Source organism: Alitabrizicola rongguiensis (genome assembly GCF_021491355.1).
GTDB classification, from domain to species: Bacteria; Pseudomonadota; Alphaproteobacteria; order Rhodobacterales; family Rhodobacteraceae; genus Aliitabrizicola; species Aliitabrizicola rongguiensis.
In genome coordinates, this window is record NZ_JAKENF010000001.1 from 891,505 (window position 1) to 911,104 (window position 19,600).

Consider the following 19,600-nt stretch of genomic DNA (forward strand, 5'->3'; position numbering starts at 1 on the left):
GCCGATGCCTTTCCTGTTCGGACAGGAGAGCGCCATGACCCCGCCCATCACCGGCCATTGTCTTTGCGGTGCCATCCGCTATCGCGCCGATGCCGCGCCTCTGTGGCAGGCACATTGTCATTGCGAAAGCTGCCGACGCGCGACTGCTTCGGGTTTCACATCGTTCTTCGGTATCGCCGATGGGCATTGGGAATGGATAGGCCAGACGCCAAGACGCTTTGTCTCATCACCCGGTGTCGAGCGGTTCTTCTGCCCGACCTGCGGCAGCCAGATGGCCTATTGCGCCGAGGGGTTTCCGGGCGAGATGCACTTCTACGCGGCGACCCTGGACGAGCCGCAAGCGTACGAGCCGGAAGTCCATGTTCACTGGTCTGAACATGTGCCTTGGATCATCCTCGCCGATGGCCTGCCGCGCAAATGAAGCCCGTCCAGGTTAAGGCTCCCTACGACTGGAGTGGCTTGCGCGACCTGATTTCCACCGCCTTTGCCGGCATGGACGGGCGCGTCGATCCGCCGTCCTCGATCCACAGGCTGACTTCGAAAGATATAGAGCGGCAGGCGCAGGCCGGTGAGATCTGGGTGATCGGTGATCCGCCAGTCGCTTCAGTGTTCCTGACGCGGAAGGGTGACGCGATTTACATCGGAAAGCTCGCGGTCGCCGAAAGCGCGCGCCAGCAGGGGCTGGCGCGGCTCTTGCTGGAAACGGCAGCCATCCGGGCGCGTGAGCAGGGTCTCACCTGGCTGGAACTGCAGACCCGCATTGAACTGACCGAAAACCACGCCGCTTTCCGCGCCATGGGCTTTACCCAAACCGGGACCACGGCGCATCCCGGCTTCGACCGGCCGACATCTCTCACCTTCCGCAAGGCCGTCTGACAGAAGCGGTGGCCGGCCGACCTTCAGCTTATCCGCCGCGGGTGACCCTTGCCCTTGGGCCAAAGCAGCGTAGGTATTGGCGGCATCGAACGGGGAAACGAATGACCGATCTGACCATTCTAGGCATTGCCGGCGCCCTGCGCAGCGGCTCTACCAACCGCAAGCTGCTGGCAGAAGCGCGGCGCCTGTTCGGGCCGGCGAATCACATCGAAGGCGACCTGCGCCTGCCGCTCTATGACGGCGACCTAGAGGATGCTCAGGGAATCCCTGCCGAAGCCCAACGCCTGGCCGACCAGATCAAGGCGGCCGATGCCGTCATTATCGCGACGCCCGAATACAACCGCTCCATTCCCGGCGTGCTGAAGAATGCGCTGGACTGGGTCAGCCGGACAAAGGGTGGCGTTTGGCGCGACAAACCTGTGGCGATCATGTCGGCGGCCGACGGGCGGACGGGCGGCGCCAGATCGCAATTCGCGCTGCGCCTGTCCATGGCGACATCGCGCGCGATGATCCTGCCCTTGCCAGAGGTGATCGTGGCCGATTCCTCGAATGCCTTCGACGCGCAGGGGCATCTGTCCGACCCCTACTATGTCAAGCAATTGAGCGATCTTATGGCGATCCTGAAAGCAGAAGCCGAAAAGCGCCGGGCGTAATCAGTCGAATATCCCCGTCACCCGGCCAAGCAGCATGAAGGCACGGGCCGTCCGGGTTTCGGACAGTTCGATGATCTCGGCGTCCGTGGCGTTCTTTTCGAAGTCCTGAAAGGTCTTGTCGAACTGGCGCAGGAAATGGTGCGCGGCATCGCGAAAGATCGTGTCCTCGCGCATCCGCCCCGCCGAAAGGGCAAGACTCGACCGGTCGCGTACGCCGCCAAGCGCGCCGATGTTGCGGCCACGCTCACCCTGTGCGAATCGCCGCCAGACCTCGGGCTTTGCCCGGTCGGGCTTGAGGTCGTCCATGTAGATTCCATCCTGGCTGAGCAGCGTCAGCACGTCCTGCGCGGCACGGATGAGCTTCGACGTATTGCGATCTTCCAGCGCCAGCCGAAGCGCCCGGAACCCCGCCTTGTCCTCGGCGGTCTCGGGGAAGTTCAATGCCTTGATGAAATCCGAGATCGACAGTGGAGGCCGAAGATCCTCGGCCGGTGTGCCGAGCGCAAGCGTGGGCTGTTCATCCTGTGCCGCAGGGCGGGACGGTGTAACCAGAGCCGCCTTCTGGTCGGCCGAAGGCTGCGACTGCGCCGGATCCCGGCGCGAGGTAAAGGTCGCGAGCGCCGTTTCGGTCTGCCGGGCGATCTCGTCCAGTTTCTTTTCGACTGATGGCCTGGCACCAGCCGCGGCAGACTGACTTTGCTGCACGTAGGCATGGCGCATCGCATCAACCGCAGCCTGCAGTCGCGCCGCTTCGTCGCGAAGAACCCGGATCGAGCGGGAGGTGGTCACGACCACCCAGATCAGCGCTATCGGCAGAAGCACGACCAGAAGCGCAAGGACGATGCCAAGCGCGCCGCCTTCGGACGGCTTCAGGACGAAATAGATGGCGACCGATACCGCCCAGATAAGGCACAGCCCCGCGGCCGCCATTTCGGGAGCAGACAAAGGTACCCGCGCGTCGGACTTGCCATACAGCCCAAGGTCCAGGGGCTTGTCCTGATTCTCTTCGGTCATCGTGCCGTCCCGTTCCCCGGTCCGCCGCCTGCAATCGCCTCAGACGTAGCGGATACTCACCACCTCGTAGCTGCGCTCGCCGCCGGGGGTCCGCACCTCGACGGAATCGCCTTCGTCCTTGCCGATCAGCGCGCGGGCGAGCGGCGAGCGGATGTTCAGCAGGCCCCGCTCGATATCCGCTTCGGCTTCGCCGACGATCTGATAGGTCTTCTCTTCCTCGCTGTCCTCGTCAAGCAGAGTTACGGTCGCGCCGAACTTGATCGGCCCGGACAGCTTGGTCGGATCAATGACATCGGCCAGCGAGAGGATGCCTTCGAGTTCCTTGATCCGGCCCTCGATGAAGCTCTGACGCTCCCGTGCGGCATGGTACTCGGCGTTTTCCGACAGGTCGCCATGTTCCCGCGCCTCGGCAATGGCGCGGATGACAGAGGGGCGCTCGACCGTCTTCAGCGTCTTCAACTCTTCATCGAGCGCGGCAAAGCCGCCGCGGGTCATCGGGATCTTTTCCATCGGCCTCAACTTGAAATGAAGAACGCCCCGGTCCGGGTGGACCACGGCGTTGTGGCAGCGTCAGAGCACACCTGACCCCAGCCCCGCGGCAAATGCAAGAGGTTGAGGCCAAAGCCGTAAACGCCGCCATTGCGCAGTCTTCGGTCGCGATTGGGGGAGCAGCGCGCAATGATGTTGCGTCACGGTTGACCCCGCCCCGGCATTCGGGCAAAGCCGATGCCGGGAAAATCCAGCTTGAACGCGCGACAGGCCAGAGGGGAAGAGACATGAGCGACGGGATCGTCCGCGAAGGAATGGACTACGATGTTGTCATCGTGGGCGCGGGGCCTTCCGGCCTCTCTGCGGCGATCCGCCTGAAGCAGCTAGATCCTGATCTTTCGGTCGTGCTGCTGGAAAAGGGGTCGGAGGTCGGCGCGCATATCCTGTCGGGTGCCGTGCTCGATCCATCGGGTCTTGATGCGCTGATCCCGGATTGGCGCGAGAGGGGCGCTCCGATCAGGACCGAGGTCAAGTCGGACAACTTCTATCTCCTCGGCCCGGCGGGCGGTCTTCGTATCCCGAACTGGCCGATGCCGCCGCTGATGAGCAACCACGGCAACTACATCGTCTCGATGGGTAATGTCTGCCGCTGGCTGGCTACCCAGGCCGAGGCGCTCGGCGTCGAGATCTTCCCCGGCATGTCCTGCTCGCAACTGGTCTATGGCGACAACGGCGAGGTGAAGGGGGTGGTTGCGGGCGAGTTCGGCAAGAATGCCGACGGCACGCCGGGCCCGTCCTATGAGCCGGGCATGGAGCTGCGCGGCAAGTACGTGTTCCTGTCGGAAGGCGTGCGCGGTTCGCTGTCCAAGGAAGTGATCGCAAAATACGACCTGACCAAGGGTCACGAGCCGCAGAAGTACGGCATCGGTATGAAGGAAATCTGGGAAATCGACCCTGCCAAGCACCACGAAGGCACGGTCACCCATACGATGGGCTGGCCGCTTGGGTCGAATGCCGGCGGCGGGTCGTTCATCTACCACGCCGAGAACAATCAGGTGTTCATCGGTTTCGTGGTCCATCTGAACTACGCCAACCCCTACCTTTACCCCTACGCCGAATTCCAGCGCCTGAAGCAGCACCCGATGGTGGCCGAGCTTCTGAAGGGCGGCAAGCGCGTGGCCTATGGCGCGCGGGCGATCAGCGAGGGCGGCTGGCAGTCGATCCCGACGATGGTGGCGCCGGGCATGGCGCTGCTCGGCTGCTCAGCGGGGCTGGTCAACGTGCCGCGGATCAAGGGCAACCACAATGCCATGCTCTCGGGCAAGGCGGCGGCCGAAGCGGCCCATTCTGCGATCAAGGCCGGGCGGTCGGGCGACGTGCTGGCCGACTACGAGGCCGAGGTGCGGTCGGGCCCGATCGGCAAGGACCTGAAGCGGGTTCGCAACGTCAAGCCGATCTGGTCGAAATGGGGCCTGACCGCGTCCTTGGCACTTGGCGGGCTCGACATGTGGACGAACAACCTCTTCGGGCTGTCACTCTTCGGGACGGTCAAGCACGGCAAGACCGACGCGGCCGCGACTGGCAAGGCGAAGGACTTCAAGCCGATCGACTATCCCAAGCCGGATGGTGTGCTGACCTTCGACAGGCTGACCAACGTCGCCTTCAGCTTCACCAACCACGAAGAAAGCCAGCCCGCGCACCTTAAACTGAAGGATCCGTCGATTCCGATCCGAGTTAACCTTCCGGAATTTGCCGAGCCGGCGCAGCGTTATTGCCCGGCAGGGGTATACGAGGTGCTGGGAGAAGGTGCCGAAGCCACCTTCCGGATCAACTTCCAGAACTGCGTCCACTGCAAGACCTGCGACATCAAGGACCCAAGCCAGAACATCACCTGGACGACCCCCCAGGGTGGCGACGGGCCAAACTATCCCAACATGTGACATTTGCGCGAGGTGCGGCCCAACTTGCCCCGTCAGCGGGCCGCCCTCATGGACATGGCGCAGAGGCAAGGCTAGCTTCCCAGCAAAGCAGACGGAGATTGCCCTTGCCTTTGCCCCGCCCGTTGATCGCCCTTTGTCTGGCGCTAGGTGCCCTCCCGCATTCGCTGGCGGCGGCAGAACCTGACGCAGGCGCATATCTGGCGGCGCGCAGTGCCGTGATAGCGGCGGACTACGAGGATGCGGTGACATGGTTCACCCGCGCGATAATCTCCGATCCCACGAACATAATGCTGTTGGAAGGCGCGCTGGTCGGGCAGATCTCTCTCGGTCAGTTCGATCCGGCCATCACGATCGCCGAACAGATGAAGCGAAGCGGGCTGAAGACCCGCAGCCAGGCTATCGTGCTTGCCGCCGAGGATGCCAAACGCGGCGCGTTCGAGGGGTATCTGAGCGGGCTAAAGGCCGGCGAAGTGATCAATCCCGCAGTCGACGCGCTGAATGCCGCCTGGGCCGAACTCGGTGCGGGGCGGATGTCGGATGCGCTTGCAGGGTTTGACAAGATCGCCGCCACCAAGGGGCTTGAGGCATTCGGGCTGTACCACAAGGCCCTGGCACTGGCGGCAGTCGGCGATTTCGAGAATGCCGACAAGATCCTGTCGGACCCCAAGCTGCAGGTCATGCGCCGCGGCGTCATCGCCCGCGCCGAGATTCTGAGCCAGCTTGAGCGCAAGGACGATGCCATCAAGGTTCTGGAAGAGAATTTCGGCACCGGGCAGGACCCCATGGTCGACTTGATCATTGCGGACCTGAAGGCCGGAAAGACCTTGTCATTCGACGTTGTCCGCAATGCGACAGACGGCTTTGCCGAAGTGTTCTACACGGTCGCTGCTGCGATGAACGGCCAGGCCGCCAACAGTGAAACTCTGGTTTACAGCCGCACCGCTGCCTATTTGCGCCCCGATCACATCGACGCCATCCTGATGAGCGGCGCGCTGCTTCAGGCGCAGAAGCAGTACGATCTGGCGATCGCAGCCTACAAGACCGTGCCGGCAGACAATCCCGCCCATTACGCGGCGGTCATCGGCATCGCTGAGGCGACCGAAGCCAAGGGCGACGCGGTTCAGGCGATCAAGGATCTGAAGGAACTGGCGAAAGGCACCGATCTGATCGTGGTCAATGTCGCGCTTGGCGACGCCCTGCGTCGGAATGAGCAGTTCGCAGAAGCCGCTGCAACATATGACAAGGCCATTGCCCAGATCACCGAGCCGGAACCGCGCTATTGGGGCCTGTACTACAGTCGTGGCATCGCCAACGAGCGAACCAAGAACTTCGACAAGGCCGATGCTGATTTTCGCGCGGCGCTCAAGCTGAATCCCGATCAGCCTCAGGTTCTGAACTACCTCGGCTATTCCATGGTCGAGCGGAACATCAACCTCGATGAAGCGCTCGCGATGATCCAGAAGGCGGTCTCGCTGGAACCGCAAAGCGGCTACATCGTCGACAGCTTGTCCTGGGCTCTTTTCACCTTGGGCCGCTATCAGGAGGCGCTGCCTATCCAGGAACACGCCTCGCTTCTGGAACCCGTCGAGCCGACGGTGACCGACCATCTGGGCGATGTCTACTGGGCCGTCGGGCGCACCCGCGAGGCAAGCTACCAATGGCAGCGCGCCCTGTCCTATGACCCGACCGAAGAGCAGGCGAAGCGCATCCAGCGCAAGATCGAAATCGGTCTTGATGCCGTGCTGAAGGAGGAAGGCGCAAAGCCATTGCAGGCGGTGGCGCCACCCGAGAACCCGATCGTGCTGCCCGCCGACGAGGGGGTCTCGGAAGAAGAGCCCCCCGCTGACGATGGCAATTGACGCCTTCGCCCCCGCCAAGATCAACCTGACCCTTCACATCACCGGCCGTCGCGCCGATGGCTATCACCTTCTGGACAGTCTCGTGGCATTTGCCGGGGTCGGCGACACGGTCACAGCCGGCCGCGCAGATCAGCTGTCGCTGCGCATCGACGGTCCTATGGCTGCGGGTCTGTCGGCAGGCGAGGATAACCTGGTGCTTCGTGCGGCCCGGCTCCTGGCGCCCAACATGGGCGCTGCATTGCGTCTGACAAAACGCCTGCCCGTTGCCTCGGGGATCGGCGGGGGCTCGGCGGATGCAGCCGCTACGCTGCGCGCCTTGGCCGAACTCTGGACACTGCCGTTGCCCGATAGTGGACGTGTCCTTTCCCTTGGCGCCGACGTGCCGGTCTGTCTGGACGGACGCCCGGCGCGCATGAGCGGCGTTGGCGAGATCGTCGAGCCGTTGGCGGCGCCCTTGCCGCAGGCGTGGCTGGTTCTTGCAAACCCGGGCGTCGCCGTCTCGACCCCGGCCGTCTTTGCCGCGCTTGAGCGGCGTGACAATCCGCCCATGCCTGACCGGCTGCCGGATTGGCCAGATGCCGCCGGCCTGGCGGCATTCCTGATTGGCCAGCGCAACGACATGGAGGCGGCTGCGATCCGGCTTCTGCCGGTCATCGCCGATGTGAAGGCAGCACTCGCTGCACAGCCCGGTTGCCTTGTCGCACGGATGTCAGGGTCGGGGGCGACGTGCTTCGGCCTGTTCGAGGACGCGGCAGAGGCGAGCGCTGCCGCGGGCAGACTACAACAGGACCATCCCGGCTGGTGGGTCGCACCGGCGCCCCTGCTGCGCTCTTAGCGCCTCAGTTAAGCCGCGACACCACATAGTCGGCAAGATCCTCAAGCATCTCGCGCAAGGGGTGGTCCGGCAGGCGGCTCATGGCCGCCTTGGCCTTTGCCGTCCAGGCGAACGCGTCGGCCCGGGCCGCATCGAGTGCGCCGCGCCGCTTCAGGATCGCGATGGCAGCGTCCAAGTCACCTTCGCGCTGGTCGCCCTTTTCGATGACCCGCTCCCAGAAGGCGCGTTCGGCCGCATCAGCCGCAGCGACCGCCTTGATTACCGGAAGAGTCAGCTTCCGCTCGCGAAAGTCGTCTCCGGTGTTCTTGCCGATCTCGGTGCTGTTGCCGCCGTAATCGAGCAGGTCGTCGGCAATCTGGAAGGCAATGCCAAGCGCATCGCCGTAATCCCGGAGCGCGATGACCTGTTCTTCGGTCGCGCCGGCAACGACAGCGCCTGCTTCTGTCGCGGCCGAGAACAGCGCGGCGGTCTTGCCGCGGATCACCTGAAGATAGATCGACTCGTCTGTGCGCAGATCCTGGGCGGCGGTCAGCTGCAGCACCTCACCTTCTGCAATGACGGCTGCGGCGTTCGACAGGATGTTGAGAACCCGCAGGTTGCCCGGCTCGACCATCAGCTGGAAGGCGCGGGCGAAGAGGTAGTCCCCGACCAGTACGCTGGACTTGTTGTCCCACAAAAGGTTGGCCGTAGGCCGGCCACGGCGGCGCTGGCTTTCGTCGACGACATCGTCATGAAGAAGCGTCGCGGTATGGATAAACTCCACCGTCGCGGCCAGGTGGACGTGATAGGGCCCCGCATAGCCACAGAGCCGCGCCGCTGCGAGCGTCAGCATCGGGCGCAATCTCTTGCCGCCCGCCTCGACCAGATGCGCGGTAACTTCCGGAATGCGCGGCGCATGTTCTGACACCATCCGTTTCCGGATCATGTCGTTCACGCCGTCCATGTCTTCCGCAAGCCAACGGCCCAGCCGCTCGTGCGGCTTCACCTTCACTTCGTCCAATCCCATGACCGCCCTGTCAGTATTCCTCGACAGCCCCCGGATCGCCGACTATGTCCTTCGACATGAAAGAGCTTTTGCGCAGCAGCGACCCGACGGTCATCGCCTTTGCTTCGGCCCTTCTCGACGGTGAGGATATAGCCGTCTTTCAGATGGACGTCCACATGAGCATCCTCGAAGGATCGCTTGGCATATTGCCGCGGCGCCTCATGGTAAAGGACAGCGATTTCTACCGCGCCTGCCGCGTGCTTGAAGACAACGATATCCCCCGGGGACTGTGATGTTCTCCGATGCCGAACTGACAGAAGACGGGTTTCTGGACAGTAGACTGCGGGTTCTCCAGCCGATCTCCGGCTACCGGGCTGCGACTGACCCGGTCTTTCTGGCGGCGGCCTGTCCGGCAGAGCCGGGTGACAGCGTGCTTGAACTGGGCTGCGGCGCCGGGGTGGCAATTCTTTGCCTTGGCCACCGGATCGGCGGACTGACCCTGCACGGGCTCGAGCGCCAACCCGACTATGCTGATCTTGCCCGCCGTAACGCCCAGCGCAACGCCATCGACCTTACCGTGACCGAGGGCGACCTGACGCAAATACCCGAACCGTTGCGGATCGCCTTCGACCACGTCATCGCCAATCCCCCCTATTATCCTCCCGGGGGCGGCACCCCGGCCCGCGATCCGGGCCGCGAAGCGGCGCTTCGGGAAGAAACGCCGCTTGCTGCCTGGATCGACGCGGCGACGCGCCGGCTTGCTCCCGGCGGCTGGCTGACGGTCATACAGTCGGTGGACCGTCTGCCCGAGTTGCTGAACGCAGTGGACGGCAGGCTTGGATCGCTTGCCGTACTGCCCCTGCAGGCCCGTTCGGATCGCCCGGCCGGCCGCATCATCTTGCGCGCCCGAAAGGGTGGCCGGGCCGCGTTCCGGCTTCTTGCGCCCCTGCTTCTGCATGAAGGCGCCGCGCATGACGGAGACCGCGACAGCTTCACCCCGCTTGCGCGCTCTGTCCTACGGAATGGTGAAGGGATCGACCAAAGTTTTCACTGAAAGTTGCGCGGGCATTCGCCGAAGCGGCCCAAGATTGCGTGACACGACTCGGGCTTTGTGATGCACTTATGACATTGCAACTGATGGAGGACGAATATGTCGATCACTTCGCACCTGCAGGAACTTCGCCGCAAGCACGAGATCCTTTCTGAACAGGTCGAACGAGATCAGCGCAGTCCCGGGGCCGACGATCTGAAGATCGCGGAACTGAAGAAGCAAAAACTAAAGATAAAGGAAGAGATCGCCCGCCTGATGCAGGCGTGATGGCTTTCAGGCGCTGGCGCGGGCCGCCAGCGCCGCCCCTGCGGCGATAAGTGCCGCAGAAATCAGCAATATGGTCGACGGCTCGGTAACACCCGCCGCAACCAGTGCGAGTGTCGAGAGCAGCGGTGCGGCATAGGACGCAACGCCGAGCAACTGGATATTCCCGCGCTTGACACCGATATCCCACGTATAGAAGGCCAGCCCGACCGGCCCGAGGCCGAGCGCAAGAATGCTCAGCCATCCGGCCGCAGTTGTGGGCCAGACGGTCTGTTCGAAGACCAGATGCGCCAGCGCCGACAGGGCGGCTGTTGCCAGGCAAAAGATGGTGACGCTCGCCGTAGGCACGTCCCCGAAGCGCCGCGAGACAACCGAATAGGTCGACCAAGTCAAGGCGCAGAGAAAGGCCAGCCCCAGCCCCGGCACTGCCTCGCCCGAAATGCCCCCAGCCCCCCGCAGCACGATCAAGGCAGCGCCACCAAAAGCCAGAAGCGCCCCGGCGACGTGAAGCGGTTTAAGCCGCTCGCCTGGTAACAGCCCCGACATCAGCACGATGAACAAGGGCCAGAGGTAAGAGATCAGCCCGGCTTCCGCCGCCGGCGCCAACCGCAGCGCCGAGAAATAGAGCGCGTGATAGCCGAACAGACCCGCCGTTCCGAAGACGAAGACCTGCCACCCGACGGTTCGCAGGACTGCACCCTGCCGGGTGGCGATAGTCCAGATAAGGCCGAGAGTGCCGCCGACGGCAAAGGTCAACGCCGCCAGTTGGAATGGGGGGACAGGCGCCGAGCCAACCGTAAAGAGGGCCAGGAGCGACCAGAGCAGGACGGCGGTAAAGCCGACAAGGGTGGCGTTGCGTTGCGACATCGCCGGCATTCAACCGAACCTGCGCGCCGCGGCAAGCAAAAAGGCCCGCGAAATGCGGGCCTTCCGCCAAAATCCTGGAACAAGGTTCAGACGACGAACTGGCCGCCGTTTGCGCTGATCGTCGAGCCGGTGATGAAGCCCGCTTCATCGGACGCGAGGAACACCACGATGCGCGCGATTTCCTCCGGCTCGCCCAGGCGGCCCACCGGGATCAGCGGGATGATCCGCTCGTTCAGCACTTTCTCGTCGATCGCTTTCACCATTTCGGTCGCGATGTAACCGGGGCAGATCGCATTGACTGTGATGCCGGCGCGCGCACCTTCCTGCGCCAGAGCCTTGGTGAAGCCCAGGTCGCCGGCCTTGGCGGCCGAATAGTTGGCCTGGCCGGCCTGGCCCTTCTGGCCGTTGATCGAACTGATCGAAATGACCCGCCCGAACTTGCGGTCACGCATGCCACCCCAAAGCGGATGGGTCATGTTGAACAGCCCGGTCAGGTTCGTGTCGATGACTTCCTTCCACTGCTGGGGCGTCATCTTGTGGAACATGGCATCGCGGGTGATGCCTGCATTGTTCACCAGGATATCGACAGGGCCAAGATCAGCCTCGACCTGCTTGATGCCGGCCGCGCAAGCGTCATAGTCGGCCACCGACCACTTGTAGGTCTTGATCCCTGTCTCCTTGGTGAAAGCCGCGGCTGCCTCATCATTGCCAGCATAGTTTGCCGCCACGGAGTATCCCGCCGCCTTCAGGGCTATCGAGATCGCCGCGCCGATCCCGCGCGACCCCCCCGTCACCAATGCCACTCTTGCCATGTTCTACTCCTCCGCTTTGGCGTTTCTCGCAAGACTGTTACCGAAAGGCTTTATGCGTCGCAACAATGTTGCGCAACAAATTCAACCCGGACGGTGAGCATCATTGCCGCAGGGGCAGGATGCCGCGCTGACGCCCAAGGGCACCGCAATAGTCGATCCATTTCATGTTGGATGGCAGGGCCAGCAGCTTTTCAGACCGGTTGGACCAGCGTTCGCGCAGATAGCCCATAATCGAGGCTACATCTGCCTTCGGATCGGCCTGTCCGGCCGCGGCGGCTTCCTTTTCCGCTTCGGTCAGGAAGGATGCGGCGACGAACGCCGCATCAGACCGCTGCTGTTCGGTCGTGCCAGCATAGCCATCAGCCTGCCCGACCGCCTCGAAAACCGCGCTGCATTCGGCCAGCAGAGCCCAGAGCGGTGGCTCGGGCGCGGTTTCGGCGAGAGCCGGGAAACCCGCCGCAACAACGGCGGGCGCCAACCGGATCGCGGTCAATCGCCTGCGGTCAGGCACGTTCCAGGCACATGGCAACACCCATGCCGCCGCCGATGCACAGCGTGGCCAGGCCCTTGTTGGCACCGCTGCGCTGCATCTCGAACAGGAGCGTGTTCAGGATGCGCGCGCCCGACGCGCCAATCGGGTGGCCAATCGCAATCGCGCCGCCGTTGACGTTCACGATCGCCGGATCCCAGCCCATATCCTTGTTCACCGCGCAGGCCTGGGCCGCGAAGGCTTCGTTGGCTTCCACAAGATCAAGATCGCCAACCTTCCAGCCTGCCTTCTCCAGCGCCTTGCGGCTTGCATAGATCGGACCGACCCCCATGACCGAGGGATCAAGCCCCGCCGTCGCGTAGGAGGCGATGCGTGCCAGCGGCTTCAGCCCGCGCTTTGCCGCCTCGGCCTCGCTCATCAACAGCACGCCCGCGGCGCCGTCGTTCAGACCGCTGGCATTGGCGGCGGTGACGCTGCCGTCCTTGGTGAAGGCCGGTTTCAGCTTCTGCATCGCCTCGATCGTCGCGCCGTGACGGATGTATTCGTCGCTATCCACCGTGATGTCGCCTTTCCGGGTCGAGATCACGAACGGCACGATCTCGTCCTTGAACTTGCCGGCCTTCTGCGCCGCTTCCGCCTTGTTCTGGCTGCCGACGGCGAATTCGTCCTGCATGTCGCGGCTGATCTGCCACTGGGCGGCGACGTTCTCGGCGGTCTGGCCCATGTGATAGCCGTTGAAGGCATCCCACAGTCCATCCTTGATCATCGAGTCGACGAACTTCATGTCGCCCATCTTTGTGCCCGCACGCAGATGCGCGACATGGGGCGACAGGCTCATGCTTTCCTGGCCGCCGGCGACGACGATCGCCGCATCGCCAAGCTGGACGTGCTGGGCGGCAAGCGCCACCGCCCGCAGGCCCGATCCGCAGACCTGGTTGAGGCTCCAGGCTGAGCTTTCCTTGGGCAGGCCGGCGTTGATATGGGCCTGGCGCGCCGGGTTCTGGCCCTGACCGGCGGTCAGCACCTGGCCCAGGATGGTTTCCGAAACCTCGGACTTGTCGATGCCGGCCCGTTCGACGACGGCCTCGATGACCTTGGCCCCAAGCTCGTGAGCGGGAGTGTTCGCGAAGGAACCGTTGAAGCTTCCGACAGCGGTGCGCGCCGCCGAAACGATTACGACATTGGTCATGGCTGAAGTCCTCTCCCTAAGCCCAACAAGCGGCAATCCGCTTTGCCGCCTTGCAGCATGGCCTAAGGAGCCGTCACGTCAAGCACAAGGCACAACTTGGTCGGAGGTCCGCGACACGTGGCCTCGCCGCGCGCTGCGGGCAGGCTTCTTCTTGGTCTGTCGCCAGACGGGCCGCGTGGTGGGCGCGCCGAAATGGTACCCCTGAAGGCAGTCGACACCGGCGGCGGCAAGCCAAGCCGCCTCTTCCGCCGTTTCCACCGCCTCTGCCACCGTGAACATGTCGAATTGCCGGGCGATCAGCATCAGCGCCTGGGTCAGCACCTGATTGTCGGCATCATGGCCAATACCCCTGATGAACTGACCGTCTATCTTGACGATATCAAAGGAAAACTCCCGAAAATGCCGAAAGGCGGTGAACCCGGATCCGAAATCGTCGAGAGCAAAGGTGATCCCGCGCCGATGCAGGTCGTCCATGAAGGCCACGACGATTTCCGGCATCAGCATGGCGGAGCCTTCCGTGATCTCGAGGATCAGCCGATCGGCAACTGTCCGTTCGGCCACCAGGCCATTGCGCAGGATCTCGTTCCAGCGCGGGTAGCCGATGGACCGCGCGGACATGTTGATCGATACCCGCACTGTTGGCTCACGCCGCAGCGCGGACAGACCAAGCTCAAGCGCTGCGCAGTCGATCAGCCGCCCCAGGTCCGAGTTTTCTGCGACAGGCATGAAGTCGCGCGCGGGGATCGTCCGTCCATTTTCATCAAGTATGCGGATCAAGCCCTCGTGAAAGGCGATTCGGCTGGTTTCCCGAGCGACGACCACCGGCTGGTAGGCCAGCGCCAGCCGGCCTTGGCGCAGCGCAGCGCGCACCATGTCGGTCGTACGGCGCTCCTGTTCTGCCACAGCGAAGCTGAATGGACTCTCCGCCGCGCCCCCCGTGTCCCGTCTGTCTGCCCGGCGCCGCGCCATGCCGATCTCCGCTTTGCTTGGTCTCGACAGGCTGCGATCTGGGCCGTAAAGAAGTGGTGAAGTTTCTATTTTGTTCCAAATTGCGAGAAGCTGATGAGCGAGCCTGTCCGCTGTGGCTGGTGCGGGACCGATCCGCTTTATGTCACCTATCACGACACCGAATGGGGCATGCCCGAACGCGATGGCCGTGCGCTGTGGGAAAAGCTGATCCTCGACGGGTTCCAGGCAGGCCTCGCCTGGATCACCATCCTGCGCAAGCGCGAGGCCTTCCGCAGCGCCTTCGCCAGCTTTCGACCGGAGGTGATCGCCGGGTGGGGCGAGGCCGAGGTCCAGCGCCTGCTGGCCGATCCCAGCATCATCCGCCACCGCGGCAAGATCGAGGGCACGATCCGCGGGGCGCAGGCCTACCTGCGCATCGAGGAACGCGAGGGCTTCTCGAACTACATGTGGCGCTATGTCGGTGGGCAGCCCCTTCGGCCCCGGCCCGCAACCATGTCCGACATCCCGGCCCAGACCGACCTGTCCGCGCGCATCGCCAAGGACCTCAAGAAGGAAGGCTTCACCTTCTGCGGCCCGACCATCGTCTATGCGTTCATGCAGGCGACCGGCATGGTCAATGACCATCTGGTGACCTGCCATTGCCACGACCGGATCGCGGCGCTCGGCTAAGGCTCTTGCCTAGGCGGCAATATTCCGCGATCCTCGGCGTATGGGTCCGCAGTTCACCCAGGCGCCACCAGCCCGTCACGGGCAGCTAGACCTGCGACAAACCGATCGCTTCGCACCTGTCCTTGTCTCGTGCCCGATCGCAAGCGGTGGCCAGCGACCCTGAGCGGCACGTCACGAGGCTGACATGACCAGAACTGCCTTTCCCTTCCGGGTGGATGACATCTCCGCCCTTGCCCGTTCTTTGCGTGCCCAACTGCCAGAGAACGCCGAGCGGCCCGGCCACCTGACGCTTATGAACATGCTCGCCCGCGGCGCGGGCTATCGCAACTTCCAGCATTTCCGTGCCGCGCAGGCGGCGGACGAACGGCTGGAGGCTCCGCCACCCCCTGCACCGGACCATGCCCGCGTCGAACAGGTAATGCGTCATTTCGATCCCGCCGGCCGGCTCCTTCGCTGGCCATCGCGGACCTGGATGCAGCACCTTGCGCTCTGGCCGCTCTGGGCGCGCTTTCCCCGCGGGGAAATCCTGTCCGAGCGGCAGGTGACCACGCTTCTGCGCCAGTGGCACGATTTCGACGATCCGGCGATCCTGCGCCGGACGTTGGTCGAACTGGGGCTTCTGTGGCGCACTCAGGATGGGCGCGAATACCGGCGGATCGAACTTGCCCCCTCGCCCGAGGCGAAGGCGCTGATCCGCCTTACCCATCGCAGCGCCACCGGCTGAGCGAGGCGCCAAGAGTTTTCAAAACTCTTGGCAATTTCCCAAGAAGGAAACTGCTACTGACCTGCCGCAAGCGCGGTGAGGACAGCCTTGGCGTCGTCGCTGTCCCAGACGGCGTCGCCGATCAGTCGCGCGACCTCTTCTCCCTCGGGATTCAGGATCAGCGTGACCGGCAGGCCCAGCACCCCAAGCTCGCGCGACAGCGCCGATTTCGGGTCGCGCAGGATCGGCAGGTTGGTCACGCCGGCATCACCATAGAAACGATTGATAGCCTCGACCGAGTTGCGACCGGTCGCCACCGGCAGGACGGCGACTTCCGGCATCGCCGCCTGAAGCCGGTCGAGTGACGGCATCTCGATCCGGCAAGGCGCGCACCAGGTCGCCCAGAAGTTCAGGACAACCCATTTCCCCTTCCATTCCGCCAACTGCCGCTCTGCATCGCCGCCATCGACGATCGCGATTTCCGGCAAGGGCTTCGGGGCTTCGGCGAAAACCAGCTTCTTCATCTCGCCGGTCGCAAGCGCGGCAGCGTCGGCTCCGGCAAGGGCCGGATTTGCACAGAGGGCAAGGGCCGTATAAAGACCGATCGCGACAATCCGCAGCACGTTTTCCCTCCGAAGGGTCCCAAGATGTCCGACACGACGCCGAAGTCTGCTACCGCCAACCAGATGTGGGGCGGGCGCTTCGCCACCGGTCCCGACGCGATCATGCAGGCCATCAACGCCTCGATCGGTTTCGACAAGCGGCTCTATGCGCAGGACATCCAAGGCTCGCGCGCCCATGCGGCGATGCTCGCCGCGACAGGCATCCTGACCAATAAGGACGTCGAAGCGATCCGGGAAGGCCTTCTCACGGTCTTGTCAGAGATCGAGGCCGGCAATTTCACCTTCAAGGTGGAACTCGAAGACATCCACATGAACGTGGAGGCCCGCCTGAAAGAGATCATCGGTGAACCTGCGGGGCGGTTGCATACGGCCCGCTCCCGCAATGACCAGGTCGCCGTCGACTTCCGTCTCTGGGTCCGCGACCAGTGCGACGCCGCAATCACGGGCATCGAGGCGCTGATGCGCGCCTTCCTTGCTCAGGCCGAGGCGGGTGCTGATTGGGTGATGCCTGGATTCACCCATCTTCAGACCGCGCAGCCCGTGACCTGGGGCCACCACATGATGGCCTATGTCGAGATGCTGGGCCGCGACCGGTCGCGCTTCGCCGACGCCCGCAAGCGGATGAACGAAAGCCCGCTCGGCGCCGCGGCGCTGGCGGGAACCTCGTTTCCGATCGACCGGCAGATGACGGCGACTGCGCTTGGCTTTGACCGGCCAACGGCCAATTCGCTCGACAGCGTTTCCGACCGCGACTTCGCGCTCGAGTTCCTTTCGGCCGCCTCGATCTGCGCCATGCACCTGTCGCGCTTCGCCGAAGAACTGGTCATCTGGTCCTCGGCCCAGTTCCGCTTCGTGCGACTGTCCGACCGCTGGACGACCGGCTCCAGCATCATGCCGCAGAAGAAGAACCCCGACGCGGCAGAGCTTCTGCGCGCCAAGCTCGGGCGCATACTTGGCGCGACGGTCGCGCTTTTCACCGTCATGAAGGGTCTCCCGCTGACCTATTCCAAGGACATGCAGGAGGACAAGGAACAGGTCTTCGACGCGTCCGATACGCTGATGCTGGGCCTCGCAGCCATGACCGGTATGGTGCAGGACATGACGGCGAACCGCGACAGCCTCGCCGCCGCAGCTGCCTCGGGTTTCTCGACAGCCACCGATCTGGCTGACTGGCTGGTCCGCACGCTGAACCTGCCGTTCCGCGATGCCCATCACGTCACGGGCACGCTGGTTGCGAAGGCCGAGGCGAAAGGCTGCGACCTGCCCGACCTCACTCTGGCCGAGATGCAATCCGTCCATCCCGGCATAACCGCCGACGTCTTTACCGTTCTCGGTGTGGAAAACTCGGTTCGCAGCCGTATGTCTTATGGAGGGACGGCTCCGGAACAGGTCCGCGCCCAAATCGCCCGCTGGAAGGAGCTTCTGAAATGACCCGTATCATCCCGGCCCTGGCTATGCTTGCCGTGTTGGCCGCCTGCGGCGCCGACGGAAAACCGATCCCACCGGCGAAGCCTGCCCCGCAAGCGGCTTCAACTGGCACGGGCTTGAGCATCACCGGCGACGGCCGCTTTGGCGTATCGAGCGGCGAGCGCGGCGGTTCGTCCGGAAGCAGCGGGTCCGGCTATTGACGCAAGGCGCCGCATGATGTCCCCGCTACGGTTGATCTATCTTGCTCTCGCCATCTGGGGAGCAATTCACCCGATGTCCTGGTTCGTTGCGTACATGCGCGAAACCGGAACCGGCCTGAGCGGTCTGATCGATGCGTGGTACGTCAACGCCTCGACCACCGGCTTGACCTGGGATCTGACGATCTCGGCCATCGCCCTGACGATATGGATCATCGCCGAAACGCGCATCCGCCGGAACTGGACCGCTCTCGTCGCGATACCGGCAACCTTCTGCATCGGCGTATCCTGCGGGTTGCCGCTGTATCTGTTCCTGCGCACCCGGCCGGTCGGCTGAAAGCCCTTCCGGCGACAGGGAAATTCCCGTATCCCGGGCCGAAGGATCATCGGGGACGACGGGCATGGACCACTTCCTTTACCGCAACGGCGCGCTTCATGCCGAGGATGTGCCCGTGGCCGTGATCGCAGCTGCAGTCGGCACGCCATTCTATGTGTATTCGACTGCGACCCTGACCCGGCACTATCACCTGTTCACCGAGGCACTGGCGCCGCTGCCAAATCTGGTCTGCTTCGCCATCAAGTCGCTGTCGAACGTGGCCGTCCTCAAGACGCTTGGCGATCTTGGCGCCGGCATGGACGTGGTATCGGGCGGCGAGTACCTACGCGCCAAGGCCGCAGGCGTGCCCGGCGAGCGGATCGTGTTCTCGGGCGTCGGCAAGACGCGGGAGGAAATGCGCCTGGCGCTGGAAGGCGGCATCCGCCAGTTCAACGTCGAGGGCGAACCGGAGCTGCGCGCCCTGTCAGAAGTCGCGGCCGGTCTCGGGCGCACCGCTCCTATCACCATCCGGGTCAACCCGGACGTCGATGCCCGCACGCATGAAAAGATCGCGACCGGCAAGAAAGAAAACAAGTTCGGCATCCCGATCGAGCGCGCCTCGGCCGTCTATGCTGAAGCGGCGGCGCTGCCCGGCATCGAGGTCATCGGCATCGATGTGCATATCGGCAGCCAGCTGACCGAACTCGAACCCTTCGAACAAGCCTATCTCAAGGTCGCAGATCTGACCCGACGCCTGCGGTCAGAGGGGCATGACATTCGCCGGCTCGACCTTGGCGGCGGCCTGGGCATTCCCTACACCCGATCGAACGAGGCACCACCTTTGCCGACGGACTACGGGGCGCTCATCAAGCGCACGGTTGGCGATCTGGGCTGCGAGATCGAGATCGAGCCCGGACGGCTGATCTCGGGCAATGCCGGCCTTCTGGTCGCCTCGGTGATTTACGTCAAGAACGGCGAGGGGCGTGACTTCCTGATCCTTGACGCCGCCATGAACGACCTTGTCCGTCCGTCGATGTATGGCGCCCATCACGACATCATCCCGGTCATCGAGCCCGCCCCCGGGACCGCGCCACATCCCTATGATGTCGTCGGACCGGTCTGCGAAACCGGCGACACCTTTGCCAAGGGCCGCCCCGTCGCGCCGCTGCGCGAAGGCGACCTCGTCGCCTTCCGCTCGGCCGGAGCCTATGGCGCAGTGATGGCCTCGGAGTACAACACCCGTCCGCTGGTGCCGGAAGTGCTTGTGAAGGGCGATCAATTCGCCGTCATCCGGGCACGTCCTTCGTTTGACGAAATCCTGAAGCGCGATACCATTCCATCGTGGCTCGAGTAGCCCCGGACCGGCAAAAG

24 protein-coding genes are annotated in these 19,600 nt (G+C 63.9%); 15 read left to right on the forward strand and 9 right to left on the reverse strand.

Going from position 1 to position 19,600, the window contains the following annotated elements:
* The first annotated feature begins 34 nt into the window (after positions 1–34).
* The 3 genes from L0V05_RS04465 to L0V05_RS04475 all read left to right on the forward strand — a co-directional run bounded on the left by L0V05_RS04465 (position 35) and on the right by L0V05_RS04475 (position 1,529).
* Positions 35–421, forward strand: coding sequence for a GFA family protein (locus tag L0V05_RS04465; protein ID WP_234868880.1), 387 nt, complete (start codon positions 35–37; stop codon positions 419–421).
* The gene (locus L0V05_RS04470; protein ID WP_234868881.1) at positions 418–876 is read left to right on the forward strand and encodes a GNAT family N-acetyltransferase; all 459 of its coding nucleotides are present in this window, start codon (positions 418–420) and stop codon (positions 874–876) included. Before L0V05_RS04465 ends, L0V05_RS04470 begins: the two co-directional genes overlap by 4 nt.
* A 101-nt stretch (positions 877–977) precedes the next feature.
* Entirely contained in the window at positions 978–1,529 is a 552-nt protein-coding gene (locus tag L0V05_RS04475) for an NADPH-dependent FMN reductase (RefSeq protein WP_234868882.1), read from the forward strand.
* Here the strand turns inward: L0V05_RS04475 and L0V05_RS04480 are convergent, their stop codons facing one another.
* Together L0V05_RS04480 and greA are read right to left on the reverse strand one after the other, a co-directional pair.
* The gene (locus tag L0V05_RS04480) at positions 1,530–2,543 is read right to left on the reverse strand and encodes a hypothetical protein (protein WP_234868883.1); all 1,014 of its coding nucleotides are present in this window, start codon (positions 2,541–2,543) and stop codon (positions 1,530–1,532) included.
* Between the two features lie 39 nt (positions 2,544–2,582).
* Positions 2,583–3,053: a transcription elongation factor GreA gene (gene greA, locus L0V05_RS04485; RefSeq protein WP_234868884.1), complete on the reverse strand. Its 471-nt coding sequence runs from the start codon at positions 3,051–3,053 to the stop codon at positions 2,583–2,585.
* 266 nt (positions 3,054–3,319) lie between these two features.
* On the opposite strand from greA, the gene L0V05_RS04490 reads away from it, so the two are divergent.
* From L0V05_RS04490 to L0V05_RS04500, 3 genes are all read left to right on the forward strand, one after another.
* Positions 3,320–4,972, forward strand: a complete 1,653-nt coding sequence (locus tag L0V05_RS04490; protein ID WP_234868885.1) for an electron transfer flavoprotein-ubiquinone oxidoreductase — start codon at positions 3,320–3,322, stop codon at positions 4,970–4,972.
* Positions 4,973–5,076: 104 nt separating this feature from the next.
* Entirely contained in the window at positions 5,077–6,831 is a 1,755-nt protein-coding gene (locus L0V05_RS04495) for a tetratricopeptide repeat protein (RefSeq protein WP_234868886.1), read from the forward strand.
* On the forward strand, positions 6,821–7,666 hold the full coding sequence (locus tag L0V05_RS04500) for a 4-(cytidine 5'-diphospho)-2-C-methyl-D-erythritol kinase (RefSeq protein WP_234868887.1): 846 nt from the start codon (positions 6,821–6,823) through the stop codon (positions 7,664–7,666). Before L0V05_RS04495 ends, L0V05_RS04500 begins: the two co-directional genes overlap by 11 nt.
* 4 nt (positions 7,667–7,670) lie before the next feature.
* Here the strand turns inward: L0V05_RS04500 and L0V05_RS04505 are convergent, their stop codons facing one another.
* Complete coding sequence (locus tag L0V05_RS04505; protein ID WP_234868888.1) at positions 7,671–8,672, reverse strand: polyprenyl synthetase family protein; 1,002 nt, start codon at positions 8,670–8,672, stop codon at positions 7,671–7,673.
* A gap of 56 nt (positions 8,673–8,728) precedes the next feature.
* Between L0V05_RS04505 and L0V05_RS04510 the strand changes: the two genes are divergently transcribed.
* The 3 genes from L0V05_RS04510 to L0V05_RS04520 all read left to right on the forward strand — a co-directional run bounded on the left by L0V05_RS04510 (position 8,729) and on the right by L0V05_RS04520 (position 9,969).
* On the forward strand, positions 8,729–8,944 hold the full coding sequence (locus L0V05_RS04510) for a putative signal transducing protein (RefSeq protein WP_234868889.1): 216 nt from the start codon (positions 8,729–8,731) through the stop codon (positions 8,942–8,944).
* A complete protein-coding gene (locus L0V05_RS04515; RefSeq protein WP_234868890.1) occupies positions 8,944–9,705 on the forward strand; it encodes a tRNA1(Val) (adenine(37)-N6)-methyltransferase in 762 nt (253 codons plus the stop codon). Before L0V05_RS04510 ends, L0V05_RS04515 begins: the two co-directional genes overlap by 1 nt.
* Before the next feature lie 96 nt (positions 9,706–9,801).
* Positions 9,802–9,969 (forward strand): YdcH family protein, encoded by a 168-nt coding sequence (locus L0V05_RS04520; protein WP_234868891.1) that lies wholly within the window; start codon positions 9,802–9,804, stop codon positions 9,967–9,969.
* A gap of 6 nt (positions 9,970–9,975) precedes the next feature.
* On the opposite strand, the gene yddG is transcribed toward L0V05_RS04520, so the two are convergent.
* The 5 genes from yddG to L0V05_RS04545 all read right to left on the reverse strand — a co-directional run bounded on the left by yddG (position 9,976) and on the right by L0V05_RS04545 (position 14,293).
* On the reverse strand, positions 9,976–10,833 hold the full coding sequence (gene yddG, locus L0V05_RS04525; protein WP_234868892.1) for an aromatic amino acid exporter YddG: 858 nt from the start codon (positions 10,831–10,833) through the stop codon (positions 9,976–9,978).
* An 86-nt stretch (positions 10,834–10,919) separates the two neighbouring features.
* Positions 10,920–11,645, reverse strand: coding sequence for an acetoacetyl-CoA reductase (phbB, locus tag L0V05_RS04530; RefSeq protein ID WP_234868893.1), 726 nt, complete (start codon positions 11,643–11,645; stop codon positions 10,920–10,922).
* A 100-nt stretch (positions 11,646–11,745) separates the two neighbouring features.
* Positions 11,746–12,138 (reverse strand): hypothetical protein, encoded by a 393-nt coding sequence (locus tag L0V05_RS04535; protein WP_234868894.1) that lies wholly within the window; start codon positions 12,136–12,138, stop codon positions 11,746–11,748.
* 10 nt (positions 12,139–12,148) lie between these two features.
* Entirely contained in the window at positions 12,149–13,324 is a 1,176-nt protein-coding gene (locus L0V05_RS04540; RefSeq protein WP_234868895.1) for an acetyl-CoA C-acetyltransferase, read from the reverse strand.
* 78 nt (positions 13,325–13,402) lie between these two features.
* Positions 13,403–14,293, reverse strand: a complete 891-nt coding sequence (locus tag L0V05_RS04545; protein WP_234868896.1) for an EAL domain-containing protein — start codon at positions 14,291–14,293, stop codon at positions 13,403–13,405.
* 93 nt (positions 14,294–14,386) lie between these two features.
* Between L0V05_RS04545 and L0V05_RS04550 the strand changes: the two genes are divergently transcribed.
* Entirely contained in the window at positions 14,387–14,962 is a 576-nt protein-coding gene (locus L0V05_RS04550) for a DNA-3-methyladenine glycosylase I (protein WP_234868897.1), read from the forward strand.
* A gap of 184 nt (positions 14,963–15,146) precedes the next feature.
* A complete protein-coding gene (locus tag L0V05_RS04555) occupies positions 15,147–15,686 on the forward strand; it encodes a DUF2087 domain-containing protein (protein WP_234868898.1) in 540 nt (179 codons plus the stop codon).
* A gap of 53 nt (positions 15,687–15,739) precedes the next feature.
* Here the strand turns inward: L0V05_RS04555 and L0V05_RS04560 are convergent, their stop codons facing one another.
* On the reverse strand, positions 15,740–16,288 hold the full coding sequence (locus L0V05_RS04560) for a TlpA family protein disulfide reductase (protein WP_234868899.1): 549 nt from the start codon (positions 16,286–16,288) through the stop codon (positions 15,740–15,742).
* 24 nt (positions 16,289–16,312) lie between these two features.
* Between L0V05_RS04560 and argH the strand changes: the two genes are divergently transcribed.
* The 4 genes from argH to lysA all read left to right on the forward strand — a co-directional run bounded on the left by argH (position 16,313) and on the right by lysA (position 19,583).
* On the forward strand, positions 16,313–17,719 hold the full coding sequence (gene argH / locus L0V05_RS04565; RefSeq protein WP_234868900.1) for an argininosuccinate lyase: 1,407 nt from the start codon (positions 16,313–16,315) through the stop codon (positions 17,717–17,719).
* Positions 17,716–17,916: an argininosuccinate lyase gene (locus L0V05_RS04570; RefSeq protein WP_234868901.1), complete on the forward strand. Its 201-nt coding sequence runs from the start codon at positions 17,716–17,718 to the stop codon at positions 17,914–17,916. Before argH ends, L0V05_RS04570 begins: the two co-directional genes overlap by 4 nt.
* Positions 17,917–17,932: 16 nt before the next feature.
* Positions 17,933–18,250, forward strand: a complete 318-nt coding sequence (locus L0V05_RS04575) for a DUF2834 domain-containing protein (RefSeq protein WP_234868902.1) — start codon at positions 17,933–17,935, stop codon at positions 18,248–18,250.
* Positions 18,251–18,314: 64 nt separating this feature from the next.
* Positions 18,315–19,583, forward strand: a complete 1,269-nt coding sequence (gene lysA, locus L0V05_RS04580) for a diaminopimelate decarboxylase (protein WP_234868903.1) — start codon at positions 18,315–18,317, stop codon at positions 19,581–19,583.
* Positions 19,584–19,600: the final 17 nt, after the last annotated feature.

What these genes read in the sequence shown, in the direction of transcription:
- L0V05_RS04475 (WP_234868882.1), top strand. Translation starts at nt 978, where the DNA reads ATGACCGATCTGACCATTCTAGGCATTGCCGGCGCCCTGCGCAGCGGC.
- L0V05_RS04500 (WP_234868887.1), top strand. Translation starts at nt 6,821, where the DNA reads ATGGCAATTGACGCCTTCGCCCCCGCCAAGATCAACCTGACCCTTCAC.
- L0V05_RS04515 (WP_234868890.1), top strand. Translation starts at nt 8,944, where the DNA reads ATGTTCTCCGATGCCGAACTGACAGAAGACGGGTTTCTGGACAGTAGA.
- L0V05_RS04555 (WP_234868898.1), top strand. Translation starts at nt 15,147, where the DNA reads ATGACCAGAACTGCCTTTCCCTTCCGGGTGGATGACATCTCCGCCCTT.
- L0V05_RS04480 (WP_234868883.1), bottom strand. Translation starts at nt 2,543, where the DNA reads ATGACCGAAGAGAATCAGGACAAGCCCCTGGACCTTGGGCTGTATGGC.
- phbB (WP_234868893.1), bottom strand. Translation starts at nt 11,645, where the DNA reads ATGGCAAGAGTGGCATTGGTGACGGGGGGGTCGCGCGGGATCGGCGCG.
- L0V05_RS04520 (WP_234868891.1), top strand. Translation starts at nt 9,802, where the DNA reads ATGTCGATCACTTCGCACCTGCAGGAACTTCGCCGCAAGCACGAGATC.
- L0V05_RS04510 (WP_234868889.1), top strand. Translation starts at nt 8,729, where the DNA reads ATGAAAGAGCTTTTGCGCAGCAGCGACCCGACGGTCATCGCCTTTGCT.
- L0V05_RS04490 (WP_234868885.1), top strand. Translation starts at nt 3,320, where the DNA reads ATGAGCGACGGGATCGTCCGCGAAGGAATGGACTACGATGTTGTCATC.
- L0V05_RS04470 (WP_234868881.1), top strand. Translation starts at nt 418, where the DNA reads ATGAAGCCCGTCCAGGTTAAGGCTCCCTACGACTGGAGTGGCTTGCGC.
- yddG (WP_234868892.1), bottom strand. Translation starts at nt 10,833, where the DNA reads ATGTCGCAACGCAACGCCACCCTTGTCGGCTTTACCGCCGTCCTGCTC.
- argH (WP_234868900.1), top strand. Translation starts at nt 16,313, where the DNA reads ATGTCCGACACGACGCCGAAGTCTGCTACCGCCAACCAGATGTGGGGC.
- L0V05_RS04550 (WP_234868897.1), top strand. Translation starts at nt 14,387, where the DNA reads ATGAGCGAGCCTGTCCGCTGTGGCTGGTGCGGGACCGATCCGCTTTAT.
- lysA (WP_234868903.1), top strand. Translation starts at nt 18,315, where the DNA reads ATGGACCACTTCCTTTACCGCAACGGCGCGCTTCATGCCGAGGATGTG.
- L0V05_RS04540 (WP_234868895.1), bottom strand. Translation starts at nt 13,324, where the DNA reads ATGACCAATGTCGTAATCGTTTCGGCGGCGCGCACCGCTGTCGGAAGC.
- L0V05_RS04570 (WP_234868901.1), top strand. Translation starts at nt 17,716, where the DNA reads ATGACCCGTATCATCCCGGCCCTGGCTATGCTTGCCGTGTTGGCCGCC.
- L0V05_RS04575 (WP_234868902.1), top strand. Translation starts at nt 17,933, where the DNA reads ATGTCCCCGCTACGGTTGATCTATCTTGCTCTCGCCATCTGGGGAGCA.
- greA (WP_234868884.1), bottom strand. Translation starts at nt 3,053, where the DNA reads ATGGAAAAGATCCCGATGACCCGCGGCGGCTTTGCCGCGCTCGATGAA.
- L0V05_RS04465 (WP_234868880.1), top strand. Translation starts at nt 35, where the DNA reads ATGACCCCGCCCATCACCGGCCATTGTCTTTGCGGTGCCATCCGCTAT.
- L0V05_RS04505 (WP_234868888.1), bottom strand. Translation starts at nt 8,672, where the DNA reads ATGGGATTGGACGAAGTGAAGGTGAAGCCGCACGAGCGGCTGGGCCGT.
- L0V05_RS04545 (WP_234868896.1), bottom strand. Translation starts at nt 14,293, where the DNA reads ATGGCGCGGCGCCGGGCAGACAGACGGGACACGGGGGGCGCGGCGGAG.